The following is a 13,873-nucleotide window of genomic DNA, read 5'->3' as shown; positions in this document are numbered from 1 at the left end:
ATATACTTATATACTTATATACTTATATACTTATATACTTATATACTTATATACTTATATACTTATATACTTATATACTTATATACTTATATACTTATATACTTATATACTTATATACTTATATACTTATATACTTATATACTTATATACTTATATACTTATATACTTATATACTTATATACTTATATACTTATATACTTATATATTTATATATTTATATATTTATATATTTATATATTTATATATTTATATATTTATATACTTATATACTTATATACTCAATGCATGCTACAGGGATCTGTATTTATGAAGGTAATCGCGGTATTAAATCAAAAAGGTGGCAGCGGCAAGACTACCATCGCAACGCATCTGGCTCGTGGCTTACAGTTGAAAGGCCATAGTGTTCTGCTAGTAGATAGCGATCAGCAGGGCAGTGCGCGTGACTGGAGAGCGGTTGATGAAGACAATCCGGTACCAGTGATCGGGCTTGATAGACCAACACTTGATAAAGATTTAAAAAGCGTCTCTGATAAAGATTATGTGGTGATCGATGGATCGCCGCAAGCTACTAGTCTGGCTATTTCTGCTATTAAAGCCGCAGATTTTATATTGATCCCGGTGCAGCCGAGTCCTTATGATATCTGGGCAACCAGCGATTTGGTTGATTTAGTGCAGCAGCGTGTTGAGATGATGGATGGTGAACTAAAGGCGGCGTTTATCGTATCACGTGCCATTCAAAACACCAATATAGGTAAGGAAGTAGCGACAGCATTACTCGATTACAATCTTCCAGTGCTAGAGACTAGAGTTATGCAGCGTGTTGCTTATCCTAACAGCGCTGCCCTTGGCAAGACAGTATTTGATACCGAATCGCCTAATAGCAATGCGATACAAGAGATAACTGCATTAGTCAGTGAAATTCAAACATTTTTTGGTGAGGAGTAAGTCATGAGTTTATCAGCAGGTCGTCCTAGTAAGAACGTTAAGGATCAATTGGCTTTATCGGATGTGACGGACAGTCCCAAAAAGACGGTACGCGTGAATTTTAATTTAGATGAAGATAAACACATTGCGCTCAAGCGGTACGCGCTTGAAAGCCGAAAAACGGTGACTGAGTTGTTGACTGAAATGATTGAGGAAAAGTTGGTTGAGCGATAGGTATAAAAAATACGTTTTTTTATACCTATAAAAAGGATATGTATAAAAAACTCAAAAAATTATACATATCGTCGAACACTGTGCACCTTTCTAGTATCATCAGATGCTTGTTTTCTTAAGCCAGACGTAGAAGCAAGGTGTAAAGAAAATGCCCATGGAAAAACAAGCACTGTTTCCTATATCAGTACCATATTATAGAACCAAAAACGGTTAGCAGTACTAAGGTATATTGCCCTTAATCAAAGCGCACTCAATAACGATTTAAGTTAAACAAAATATAAGGGGCTTCTAGCCCCATCATTACTCCTATAGGATTTTTATCATGACAAGTACCCAACAACGTGCCGAACTACACCGCCAAATCTGGCAAATTGCAAATGAGGTTCGTGGTTCAGTCGATGGCTGGGACTTTAAGCAGTATGTACTCGGTACGCTTTTTTATCGCTTTATCAGTGAGAACTTTGCCAGTTATATTGAGGCAGGTGATGAGAGCGTTAATTATGGGGCACTTCCCGACAATGTGATTACTGATGATATTAAAGACGATGCCATTAAGACTAAAGGCTATTTTATTTATCCAAGCCAACTTTTTGCCACTATCGCGGCAGGCGCTCACAGAAATGAGAATCTCAATACAGATCTAGCAGCTATATTCAAAGCGATTGAGGGCTCAGCCAATGGCTACCCCTCTGAGCCTGATATCAAAGGTTTGTTTGCGGATTTTGATACTACGAGTAACCGCCTAGGTAATACAGTTGCTGATAAGAACACGCGCTTAGCAGCTGTCCTTAAAGGCGTGGCAGGGCTTAAGTTAGAGCAGTTTTCTGACAATCAAATCGATCTGTTCGGTGATGCTTATGAGTATTTGATCTCAAACTATGCCGCCAATGCAGGGAAATCAGGGGGCGAGTTCTTTACGCCACAGAGTGTATCTAAGCTCATTGCGCAAATTGCCATGCACAAGCAGGAAACGGTTAATAAGATTTATGATCCAGCCGCAGGGTCAGGCTCACTATTGCTGCAAGCCAAAAAGCATTTTGATAACCATATCATCGAAGAAGGGTTTTTTGGACAGGAGATCAACCACACCACGTATAACCTTGCACGTATGAATATGTTTTTGCACAACATCAATTACGACAAGTTCAATATCGTGCTGGGTAATACGCTGTTAAATCCGCATTTTAAAGATGATAAACCCTTTGATGCGATTGTTTCTAACCCACCGTATTCGGTGAAATGGATTGGCAGCGACGATCCAACGCTGATTAACGACGAGCGTTTTGCACCCGCTGGTGTACTTGCACCCAAATCTAAAGCGGATTTCGCTTTTGTACTTCATGCGCTAAACTACTTATCCAGTAAAGGGCGCGCCGCCATCGTCTGCTTCCCTGGTATCTTTTATCGGGGTGGTGCTGAGAAGAAAATCCGTGAATACTTAGTCAATAATAATTATGTAGAAACAGTGATTTCCCTTGCGCCTAATCTGTTCTTTGGTACGACCATTTCCGTTAATATCTTAGTGCTCTCCAAGCACAAAACGGATAGCAAAACGCAGTTTATCGATGCCAGTCAGTTATTTAAGTCAGAGACCAATACCAATATTCTGACTGAGGCAAACATTGAGCAGATTATGCAGCTGTTTGATAGCAAATCGGACAGCGATTACTTAGCCGTGAGTGTCGATAATAGCGCGATTGCCACCAATGACTACAATCTGTCAGTCAGTGCTTATGTGGAAGCAGAAGACACGCGAGAGGTGATTGATATCACTACCCTCAATGCTGAGCTAAAAAATACCGTTGCTAAGATTAACCAGCTACGTGCAGATATCGATACCATCGTTGCGGAGATTGAGGCATGAGTGAGTTAAGTTATATGGATAAGCTGCTTGATGGGGTTGAGGTTGAGTGGATGGCTTTAGAAAAGGCTATAAAGTCTTTAAAAACGGGACTAAATCCGCGTAAAAACTTCCAACTAAATACATCTGATGCTAAAAACTTTTATATAACGGTTCGTGAAATTCAAAATGGAAAAGTAGTGTTTCTTGATAAAACGGATCGCGTCAATGATAGTGCTCTAGAGCTTATAAATAACCGTTCTAACTTAGAAGTTGGAGATATTTTATTTTCTGGAACAGGAACAGTAGGTCGAACTTCTGTTATTGAAGTAAATCCTGAAAACTGGAATATCAAAGAAGGTATTTATGTAATCAAGCCTAACAAAGAAGTAATTAATTCTAGATACCTTTTTTATTTACTGAACACACAGTATATTGTAAAAAAATACAGTAAGAAAATCGTTGGCTCACCTGTCGTTAGTCTGCCTATGAGTGAGCTTAAAAGAATTCAAATTCCCATTCCAACTTTAAATATCCAAACCAAAATCGTACAAATTTTAGACGCATTTACAGAGCTTACCGCAGAGCTTACCGCAGAGCTTGTAGCACGTAAGCAGCAATATGCGTACTATCGTAAACAATTATTAACGTTTAATGATGGTGAAGTTGAATGGAAAACGTTAAAAGAAGTTGCGCTTGAACTTGGTCGCGGAAAATCAAGACATCGCCCTAGAAATGATCCAAAACTATATGGAGGAGACGTCCCACTCATTCAAACAGGAGACGTTAGAAATGCATCTCATGTTATTAATGAGTACACACAAACTTATAGTAAATTTGGATTGGAACAAAGTAAGCTATGGCCTAAGGGGACGCTTTGCATAACCATAGCAGCCAATATCGCAGAAACAACCATACTTGGCTTTGATTCATGTTTCCCAGACAGCATTATAGGTTTTGTTGCAGATCCAGAAAAAACAACTACTAGTTACGTCGAATATCTTTTGACTTCATTCAAATCAGAACTTCAGGCGCAAAGTACTGGTAGTGCTCAGAGTAATATAAATCTTGCAACTTTCGAACGTCTAAAATTCCCATTCCCACCTCTCACTGAACAACAACGTATCGTCACCATTCTCGATAAATTCGATGCTTTAACAACTTCACTCACCGAAGGCTTACCGCGTGAGATCGAATTGCGTCAGCAGCAGTATGAGTATTATCGTGAGCTGCTATTGAGCTTCCCAAAGACTGAGGTAGCAGAACATGACTGAACAGACTAAAACGATTGCTGAATCGAACAATTTTATCGTCCTCAATAAATATACCAAGTGTGATCAGCCTGATGGCGGCTATCAAACCGAAGATGACTTAGAGCGCGAGTTGCTCAAAGACCTACAAAACCAAGGCTATGAGTTTGTCGCTGATTTAAATTCTCCCCAAACCATGTTGGCTAACGTCCGTGTGCAGCTGCAAGCCTTGAATGACGTGCAGTTTACCGATGATGAGTGGCAGCGTTTTGTGATGGGATATCTCGACAATCCTAGCGATAACAGTACCGATAAAGCCCGTAAGATTCATGATGATCATATCCATGACTTTACGTTTGACGATGGAAGGCTGCAAAACATCGCACTACTCGATAAGAAAAATATTCCACGCAACAAAGTACAGGTGATCAAACAGTTTGCCCAAACAGGCACACAAGCAAATCGCTATGACGTCACTGTTTTGGTCAATGGCTTGCCATTGGTGCAAATTGAGCTGAAAAAGCGTGGTATTGCTATCCGCGAAGCCTTTAACCAAGTGCATCGTTATAGCAAAGAGAGCTTTAACTCTGATAATTCCTTGTATAAATACATACAGCTGTTTGTGATCTCAAACGGTACAGACACGCGCTACTTTGCCAATACCACCAAGCGCAATAGAAACAGCTTTGATTTCACCATGAATTGGGCGAGATCAGACAACACCTTAATTAAAGATTTAAAAGACTTTACCGCTACTTTTTTCCAGAAAACGACCCTATTAAACGTGCTGATGCATTATACCGTCTTTGATGTAAGTGACACCTCATTGGTCATGCGTCCCTATCAGATAGCGGCGACTGAACGCATTCTGTGGAAAATAAACAGTGCCTATCAAGCCAAAAACTGGAGCACTCTTGAGAGTGGCGGCTTTATTTGGCATACCACAGGATCAGGGAAGACCTTAACCAGCTTTAAAGCGGCAAGATTAGCGACGGAGCTACCCTTCATTGATAAAGTATTCTTTGTGGTAGATCGTAAGGACCTTGATTATCAAACCATGAAAGAGTATCAACGCTTCTCCCCTGAGAGTGTTAATGGTTCAGACAGTACCGCAGGGCTAAAGCTCAACCTTGAGAAAGATGATAATAAAATCGTCGTCACCACCATTCAAAAATTGAATAACTTAATCAAAGGTGAAGGCGACTTAGCTATCTACGGCAAACAGGTGGTATTTATCTTTGATGAAGCACATCGTAGCCAGTTCGGTGAAGCTCAAAAAAATCTGAAGAAGAAGTTTAAAAAGTTTTATCAGTTTGGCTTTACAGGGACGCCCATATTCCCAGAGAACGCTTTAGGAGCTGAGACGACCGCTGGAGTGTTTGGTCATGAGCTGCATTCCTACGTCATCACTGATGCCATTCGTGATGAAAAGGTATTGAAGTTTAAAGTCGACTATAACGATGTACGCCCACAGTTTAGCGGCATTGAAAGCGAGCAGGACGAGACCAAGCTGACCGCAGCAGAGAATAAACAGCTGTTACTACACCCTGATCGTATTCAAGAGATATCGCAATACGTGTTAAAGCACTATAGGCAAAAAACCCACCGTCTAAAGTCTGGTGGTAAAGGCTTTAACGCCATGTTTGCTGTCAGTAGTGTGGACGCTGCCAAGGCTTACTATGAAACCTTGAACCAGTTGCAACAGGACAGCGACAAGCCGTTAAAGATTGCCACTATATTCTCTTTTGCTGCCAATGAAGAGCAAGATGCATTGGGTGATATTCCAGATGAAGGCTTTGAACCTACTGCCATGAACAGCAGTGCCAAAGAGTTTTTAAGCAGCGCTATTGGTGACTATAACGCGATGTTTAAAACCAATTATGGCGTAGACAGCAAATCATTCCAAAACTACTACCGTGACCTTGCCGAGCGTGTCATCAAGCAGGAAGTGGACTTACTGATCGTCGTTGGTATGTTCTTGACGGGCTTTGATGCGCCTACCTTGAATACCTTATTCGTGGATAAGAACTTGCGCTATCATGGCTTGATGCAAGCATTCTCACGTACCAACCGTATCTATGACGCAACGAAGACGTTTGGCAATATCGTGACCTTTCGAGACTTAGAGAAAGCGACCATCGACGCCATCACCTTGTTTGGTGATAGAAACACTAAAAACGTAGTGCTAGAGAAGAGCTATAAAGAATATTTAGAAGGTTTTACCGATATCGCCACCGGCAAAGCACGTCGTGGTTATTTAGAAGTGGTCAAAGAGCTGCAACAACGCTTCCCTAACCCTGATGAGATTGTGAAAGAGTCTGATAAGAAGGACTTTGCTAAGTTATTCGGGGAGTATTTGCGTGTCGAGAACATCTTACAAAACTATGATGAGTTTGCAAGCCTAAAAGCCCTGCAAGACTTGGATGTGACCGATGCTGAGGCTATTGAGACGTTTAAGGAGGAGCATTACTTAAACGACGATGACTTAGCCGCTATGCAAGCCATTAAAGTACCTGCTGAACGTACCGTACAAGATTATCGCTCAACCTATAACGATATACGCGATTGGCTTCGTCGTGAAAACGCAGCTGACCAGCAAGATGAGTCTTCGATTGATTGGGATGACGTGGTTTTTGAAATAGATTTGCTCAAATCACAAGAGATCAATCTTGATTATATCCTTGAGCTAATTTTTGAGCATAATAAAAACACCAAGGACAAGTCTGCCTTGGTCGAGGAAGTACGCCGTTTGATTCGAGCAAGCCTTGGCAACCGTGCTAAAGAGAGCCTAGTGGTCGATTTCATCAATCAAACTAACTTAGATAGCATCCCTGACAAATCTAGTATCATTGATGCCTTCTTTAGCTATGCTCAGTTAGAACAACAACGTGAAGTTAAAGACATGATTGCCGCTGAAAACCTGAATGAAGATGCTGCTAAGCGTTATATTACCGCTTCTCTAAAGCGTGAGTATGCCAGTGAGAACGGCACAGAGTTGAATGCCATTTTACCTAAACTGAGCCCTCTTAACCCTCAATACCTGACCAAAAAGCAAAGTGTTTTACAGAAAATTGCGGCTTTCGTTGAGAAGTTTAAAGGCGTGGGTGGGAAGGTATAGCCAAGATAATAGTTAGCATTTCATCATTCATTCATGACGTAGGCTATAAATAGTAAGACCATCGCTTAAACGATGGTCTTACTTTGATTATGGCGTATAACTCAAAGACTATTTTAGCGAAGGTAATTGAGTGTGTTTAAATAAAGCCAGTAGGGATTAAAGCCCTATTGTCATTGCATTTTTACTATCTGGCTAACAGCTGATTGTGTAATACCATACTGTGATGCTATCTGACTTTGAGTATATAAACCAGACATATACAAGCCTCTAATCTGCTGTCTTTCTACCTCTGAAACTGCTGCTGTGGAAATCTGCGAGTTTGATTTAAGCTCGTTAGAGTAGCCCCGAACCCTATCTTCTAAATCAAATAATTCTTTACGTTGTTTATTGATTTCAACAATATCTAAATCTCTCGTCGTCGCTAATTTTTCGTTAAGAAGCTCGCGGCTTCGTTGCAAACTTTTGCTTAGATCTTCTACAGCTCTAGTATTTGTAGCAATTTCAGAGCGATTTAGCTGTTGTTGAGCTTGTGCAAACTGTACGTTTTCAACTTTTTCAGTCTTGTTCATCGAATACCACCTATGCTTATATAACTTATAAACTAAAATATAAGTTATATAAGCGGATAAAGCAATAGATTTTTATCTTTTATCTATCGTTTAAAAAAGACTTCACCTAATTAGGGGCTGTATAGAATTCAAATCAGCGGCAGCCAAATAAAGACACAGGCTAGAATAACAGCCGCTTCATAACTGTCTTTAAGCTTATCATAGCGTGTGGCAATACCTCTGAAGTGTTTTAATCTAGCAAAGGCGTTTTCTACCAAGTGGCGACAGCGGTATAAGTACCAATTTAGCGTATTGTTGCTGCTTTTTGAGTTTGACTTAACTGGTATTACTGATTCAGCACAGCTCTCAAAGATACACTCTCTTATGTCGCTACTGTCATAACCTCTATCTGCTACCACTGCCTTAGTCTCTTTTTTAAGGGTACTTTTAATTAGAGCGTTAGCCATTTTAGAATCGTGTACCTGTCCTCCCGTCAGCTCGACACGAACCGGATTACCACAAGCATCAACCATGAGATGTAACTTACTGCTATTACCAGCAACGCTGGTACCGATGGCTTCATCACAACAACTGGCGGCGCCTGTACTGTGCTGATGTGCTTTTACTACGCTACCATCTATAAATAACCATTCGCTATCATAGTCTGCGGTTACTATGGTCATCAGTTGCTACCATTTACCTGTTTTACGCCAATAGCGGTATTGGTGGTATATACTCGACCAGTTACCAAAGCTGTGCGGTAAGTCACGCCATGGACAGCCAACACGGATGCGGTACAGCATCGCTTCAACCGTTCGTCTTAGATTGGGCTTGTTATATATGTTGATTTGTCGCAATATACCAGACAGCTTTTGCCATTGTTCATCATTAAGCATGGTACGAGCCATAAGTGACGCCTTTTCTCTTTGTTGTGGTAAACAAGAGTGTAAGGCGTTGCTTATTTTTTTCAACTATCTCCCAATTCTATACAGCCCCTAGTGTGCTTAAGTTTTCTCACTGGTTTGATTCCCTAGTGAGGAATTGAGCTGTTGGCTGTATGCTTGCTGATTATGTCGATTCTAAAGCTTCTCTCTTTCAGAAGGTTTAGCTACCTTACCTTTAGTTCTTGTTTTTCTACCACAAAAGAGGTTAAAATAACGGAAGTTATTACTATAGATTAGGGAAGAGATATGCAGGCTGAAAACATCGAGGTCGTAAATTATAGAAACGAAGCAGAAAGCGATATTGCAAAATTAGGAATTTCTGTAAAATTCTTAGAAAGAGCAATAGAAGAAGGGTTCAGGGCTTTCAGTAGAGAAGGCGAAGATTCACCTAGAACAGCTGGTGGGTATAATGCTTGGAGCTATATCTTGAAGCAGCTGAGATTTGATCTTAGAACATCGAAGTGGGGCGATAACCACTATTCTAATGGTGTTGATGAGATTAGAAGCTTATCAAGAGATGTATCTATCGTTGTTAATATGGGAGATGAAAATACAGGAATAACACTAAAAACTCCCAGGCCAAAGAATCGGAAAGGCACAGCACTACAAACAAGAATAGAAACAAACAATCTGTTGTTTGAAAGGAATGATATTACCGTTCCTGAACCAATAGACCCATATCAGACTTGGGTATTGCTTTTTTATATTGATGAAGAAGAAAAGGAAATTCGCTACGAGCTGTCCCTACCTAATATATACGAGAAAAATACTATAGTCGGTTGGTCAAAACGTATTATATGCGAGCCTTTTGATATATCTAGCGAACCTAAAGTGAAGCTGAAGTTAGATACGCAACAACCTACTGAAACTGAAGAAATTGATTTTGAGATACTACGAAAAAATGGATAAAGAATTTAATCCTGACCGATTGAAAATTGCACGGTTGAGACGCAAGCTAACCTATAAAGAGCTTGCAGCTAGTGTAGGTTTGACATCTAAAACTATCTCAAAGTATGAGAATGATGGTTTTAACAATCCACCGTCATCTGAATCATTAAGCAAGTTAGCAAAAGTGCTGCGCTATCCTGTTCAATTTTTTCTTGAAGATAATGTTGATGAATTGCCTACAGAAGCAGTATCTTTCCGTGCTTTGAGTAAAATGACAGCTGCCCATAGAGATGCGGCTATTTCTGCTGGGCGGCTAGGATTTATAGTTAATGATTATATTAATAGTAAGTTTAAGCTACCTCGCCAAGAATTCAAAGACTTACGTGGTATAGAGTCAGAAGCTGCTGCTGAGTATATGAGAGATTATTGGGCTCTAGGCAACAAGAAAATTAGTAATGTTGTCCATCTATTAGAATCCAAAGGGGCTAGAGTATTCTCTTTAGCGGAGAACACTCTAGATGTCGATGCGTTTTCTTTTTGGAAAGAAAATATACCGTTTATTTTTTTAAATAATAAAAAATCTGCCGAACGTAGTAGGTTTGACTCTGCTCATGAATTAGGTCACCTCCTTTTACACAAGCATGCGTCACCTTTCGATAGTGAGGCACCTGCAGGCTCTCTCTTTTCCACTAGATACGCAGAACAACAAGCCGATGACTTTGCATCTGCTTTTTTAATGCCGGCTAAAAGCGTAATCGATGCAGCTCCTACTTTTATTACACTAGAATCTGTTGTAGAGCTAAAGAGTAAATGGGGGGTTTCGGCAGTCAGTTTGATAGTACGTTTGAAAAAACTAAATTTAATCACGGATTGGCAGTATCGTCGGCTGATGCAAGAAGCGTCAATAGAAGGTTATAGGAAAAGGGAACCAAAACCTATTGAGAGAGAAAAATCACTTATTTTTGAAAAAATATTACCCCTTTTAGCAGATGATGGCCTTAGCGTTAAGAGTTTCGCTACTGAGCTTAAATTGCCTATAGATGAGGTAACAAATCTGATGTTTATGCCAAGACTAGTGTAATCTCGTTCAGAAAAATAGAACCCATATAATCACTTAGGATTAAATAAATGATAGTTAGAACATGTTTTGAATGTTCAACCTGTGGCCAAAAACATATTTTCCGAGTACAAGTAGGGCAATCTAATTATCAAAAACATGAGGTTAAATGTCATACATGTTATGAAAAAATAGTTATCTCTTTTGACTTGGATCAGGATGCAGGAGAAATTGCAATAAACAGTTTAGAGAACTGTCAGCCAGCTATTCTAAACAACCCCTCTGATGGCTTACTATTACCTACAGAATATTTGAGTGATGATTTTCAAGTATCAGAGTCGGATCGGAAGGCACAAATGTCTTTTCCTGCTCTAAAACTAATGCAAGCAATGAGACAGCAGGTTGAAGATAAGAAGCTAGTAGCTTACCCAAAAAAAGTTTCAACTCATATTTTAGATCAATGGAAAATAGTTAAAAAATCATGGAGTCTAACGCGAAGTAATCAGCATGAACTAGCTAAAAAGGAATTTGAGAAATACAATAAAATTTGTGATATCGGCGAACTTGATTTAGAAAGTGCACTTTATGCATTTACTAGAGAATACATTAGCTTGAATCCTCATATACAAGAGAATTTTGCTGAATCTATAGGTTGGCTAAGGTCTATAGATGACAAAAAAATCAAAGACTTATCTGTATATTTTAATACGGTTAACGATGAGCATATGAGAAGATACTATGAGACGTTTAATAGTTTCTTCGAAAACTATAGTGAGTTTAGTCAAGTTCAATTTTCGCACTTTCTTCCAAATAATTTTGTAGCTACATCTAATTCTTTTGAATCTGTAAGAATGTTCTATGGCAACTGTTTTGAACATCTTGGAAGTAATTTAGATATCATTGCATGCTTGAACAATATACAAAATGGTAGAAATTATGACCAGTTTGAACGGATGAATTTAAAGCAATACAACTCACTTGATAAAGCAAATAAGCTGGGACCTCTAAGAAATACACCAGAAATATTTGATATTTTTAAGTCTTTTGATAATAAATTACGAAATGCCTCTCATCACGGGCATATGATCTGTGAAAATAATATCGTTAAATTTAAGCTAAATCAAAATAAAGATTATGATGAAATCACATACACAAATTATTTAATAAAGTGTAAGTCTATATTTGACTCTATGTGCCTTGTTTTGATGTTAGAGTTATTCTTCAAACGGGTTATATGTGAAAAATCTAAAACTCCTAGAAAAAGTACATTAGGCGATGCAATAAGAAGAAGCATGCATAAGATGTAAAATTATTACTATCTACTAAATTTTTCAGATAGAGCTAATAGATAAGGTATACCCTAGCGAACCAGTCAGGTGCTTTCACTGGTTCGGTTCCCTAGTGAGGACTTGAATATTCGGTTGTACGCTATTGTTATCATCACTCCTAGTTATTTATAGTAGCTCCGTGTACACAGTAGTGTCCTTTTTAACATGAAATGGCGGTATATCCATTTCATGTTAAGTCACTGTAGACCATTAAGTATAAGACGGCCTTTAAACCACCAGGCTCCTGATCAACGTTCGATGACTTAAATTAATCTGTATACCATTGTCGTTCGCCTACTTAGCACTAGCACCGATGACTTTATGACTTGAGCCAGCGTGCCATTTGTCTTATTGGGTTTGTGTTAAGCACGGCAAATTGTACGTGTTCTAGCGAAAATCAAAAAACTCATAATGAATATTTTTGGCAGGAATACCATTTTCTTTCATTAACTCTTGTACTTTTCCTAAAAGCCCTTTTGGACCGCAAAAACTAATCTGAATCTGCTTTGGATTAACTTCACTGGCGACTTGCCGAATGGTTTCAGCCATGGCATTACTGCCACTTGGGTTGGCTACGAAATCTACTCCAGACTGTTCTGTCATCTCCTGCATACGCTCAACACTTGGAAAAACACGCGCAGGATCGAAGCAATATATCAGAGTGGCACGTTCAAAATGACCGATAGTTTTATCCTCTTGCCAAGAAATAAAGGGAGAGATTCCTACTCCGGCACCAATCCAGATTTCACGCTCTGCATTTGATATACGTTTAAAATTACCATGAGGCGCATAAATATCAGCCAACATACCCACTTTGGCTTGTTCATTTAGCTTTTTTGTATAATCACCCAATGCTCGAATCACAAAATGGATGTGTCCAGTATCAGAAGGTGCGTTAGCTATGGTAAAAGGATGCGGCTCGTGCAAACCTGGTTCTTTAAGAGAGATAAAGGCAAATTGACCAGCCTTAAATTGAAACCCTTTACGGACTGGCTCAAACTCCAAGTGTACCGCCGCTTTGCCCTGGGATATAGCGACTAACTTATACTCTCCGGCTTTGGCAATGAATGGGTACAATATCATCTTGTACAATGCTGCAATCACGCCTACAGAACAAAGTAGTGCTAACCAAATACCTGCTGGACTAGTCAGTGTGATGGGAGACTCAAAGCTCAGCCAATGTAGTATAACGATTAAAAAAAGTGGGCCTGAGAACTTATGCAACCAACGCCAGTTGCCATACGGGATTTTGCGATTCAGCGCCAGTAGTATAATCAGACCTAACGCGACAAGGCTGAGTTGACGCATCAAACGCGTCCAATATTTGGACAACTCCAAAATGGGCGCAAGATCCCAAGCGTCTAGCTTGGCTTTGAAGACAAAATGATAGACAGCGAAAATAAGTGCCCATATAGCAATCCACTTATGCGCTTCATAAACCCTGTCCAGACCGCCAAAGAGCCTTTCAATACCGTGCCAACGGCTAGCGAGTATGCATGAGCTTGCCATGCACGCTAAAGCCGAAGCACCCATTATCAAACTGACTGTTGCTGATGTGATCCACGTTTCAGAGGAAATTTGCATGAGTACAGTGATTGAAGTGATCAGTACGACACTACCGATCACTTGCCATGACTTTAAAGCCATAAGAATCTCCCGAAAAATTATTTTATTGCCGTTAAGAAAGCTTGATTTAACAAGTAGGTATTTATTGAGAAGTATGGCTAATAATACAGCCTGAT

General features: G+C 39.5%; 10 protein-coding genes and 1 pseudogene. 8 read left to right on the top strand and 3 right to left on the bottom strand.

The annotated features are described in order from the left end of the window. The first annotated feature begins 306 nt into the window (after positions 1 to 306). From parA to ACTXGL_RS13815, 5 genes are all read left to right on the top strand, one after another. Positions 307 to 945, top strand: a complete 639-nt coding sequence (parA, locus tag ACTXGL_RS13835) for a ParA family partition ATPase (RefSeq protein ID WP_296242675.1) — start codon at positions 307 to 309, stop codon at positions 943 to 945. A gap of 3 nt (positions 946 to 948) precedes the next feature. Continuing rightward, positions 949 to 1,158 carry a plasmid partition protein ParG gene (locus ACTXGL_RS13830; RefSeq protein WP_025652656.1) on the top strand — a complete coding sequence of 70 codons (210 nt, stop codon included), beginning with the start codon at positions 949 to 951 and terminating at the stop codon, positions 1,156 to 1,158. A 322-nt stretch (positions 1,159 to 1,480) separates the two neighbouring features. Then, on the top strand, positions 1,481 to 3,022 hold the full coding sequence (locus tag ACTXGL_RS13825) for a type I restriction-modification system subunit M (RefSeq protein ID WP_443527272.1): 1,542 nt from the start codon (positions 1,481 to 1,483) through the stop codon (positions 3,020 to 3,022). Then, positions 3,019 to 4,272, top strand: a complete 1,254-nt coding sequence (locus ACTXGL_RS13820) for a restriction endonuclease subunit S (protein ID WP_443527271.1) — start codon at positions 3,019 to 3,021, stop codon at positions 4,270 to 4,272. Before ACTXGL_RS13825 ends, ACTXGL_RS13820 begins: the two co-directional genes overlap by 4 nt. After that, positions 4,265 to 7,366, top strand: coding sequence for an HsdR family type I site-specific deoxyribonuclease (locus ACTXGL_RS13815; RefSeq protein ID WP_443527270.1), 3,102 nt, complete (start codon positions 4,265 to 4,267; stop codon positions 7,364 to 7,366). The genes ACTXGL_RS13820 and ACTXGL_RS13815 overlap by 8 nt, the downstream gene beginning before the upstream one ends. A 170-nt stretch (positions 7,367 to 7,536) precedes the next feature. On the opposite strand, the gene ACTXGL_RS13810 is transcribed toward ACTXGL_RS13815, so the two are convergent. Together ACTXGL_RS13810 and ACTXGL_RS13805 are read right to left on the bottom strand one after the other, a co-directional pair. Further along, positions 7,537 to 7,935: a hypothetical protein gene (locus tag ACTXGL_RS13810; protein ID WP_443527269.1), complete on the bottom strand. Its 399-nt coding sequence runs from the start codon at positions 7,933 to 7,935 to the stop codon at positions 7,537 to 7,539. 128 nt (positions 7,936 to 8,063) lie between these two features. Further along, a pseudogene (locus tag ACTXGL_RS13805) lies at positions 8,064 to 8,822 on the bottom strand (IS5 family transposase). Between the two features lie 282 nt (positions 8,823 to 9,104). Here ACTXGL_RS13805 and ACTXGL_RS13800 point away from each other — a divergent pair. Genes ACTXGL_RS13800 through ACTXGL_RS13790 form a run of 3 tightly spaced genes read left to right on the top strand, consistent with a single transcriptional unit; the run spans position 9,105 to position 12,110 of the window. Beyond that, the gene (locus ACTXGL_RS13800; protein ID WP_443527268.1) at positions 9,105 to 9,767 is read left to right on the top strand and encodes a hypothetical protein; all 663 of its coding nucleotides are present in this window, start codon (positions 9,105 to 9,107) and stop codon (positions 9,765 to 9,767) included. Beyond that, the gene (locus ACTXGL_RS13795) at positions 9,760 to 10,827 is read left to right on the top strand and encodes a helix-turn-helix domain-containing protein (protein ID WP_443527267.1); all 1,068 of its coding nucleotides are present in this window, start codon (positions 9,760 to 9,762) and stop codon (positions 10,825 to 10,827) included. Before ACTXGL_RS13800 ends, ACTXGL_RS13795 begins: the two co-directional genes overlap by 8 nt. Before the next feature lie 47 nt (positions 10,828 to 10,874). Then, positions 10,875 to 12,110, top strand: coding sequence for a hypothetical protein (locus tag ACTXGL_RS13790; protein ID WP_443527266.1), 1,236 nt, complete (start codon positions 10,875 to 10,877; stop codon positions 12,108 to 12,110). A 408-nt stretch (positions 12,111 to 12,518) separates the two neighbouring features. Here the strand turns inward: ACTXGL_RS13790 and ACTXGL_RS13785 are convergent, their stop codons facing one another. Continuing rightward, positions 12,519 to 13,778, bottom strand: a complete 1,260-nt coding sequence (locus tag ACTXGL_RS13785) for a ferredoxin reductase family protein (protein ID WP_020444588.1) — start codon at positions 13,776 to 13,778, stop codon at positions 12,519 to 12,521. Positions 13,779 to 13,873 lie beyond the last annotated feature (95 nt).

Source organism: Psychrobacter sp. T6-6 (assembly GCF_052258185.1).
In the GTDB taxonomy this organism is placed as follows: Bacteria; Pseudomonadota; Gammaproteobacteria; order Pseudomonadales; family Moraxellaceae; genus Psychrobacter.
Note: the sequence above shows the minus strand (reverse complement) of the source record. Positions and strands in the feature narration are given on the sequence as shown.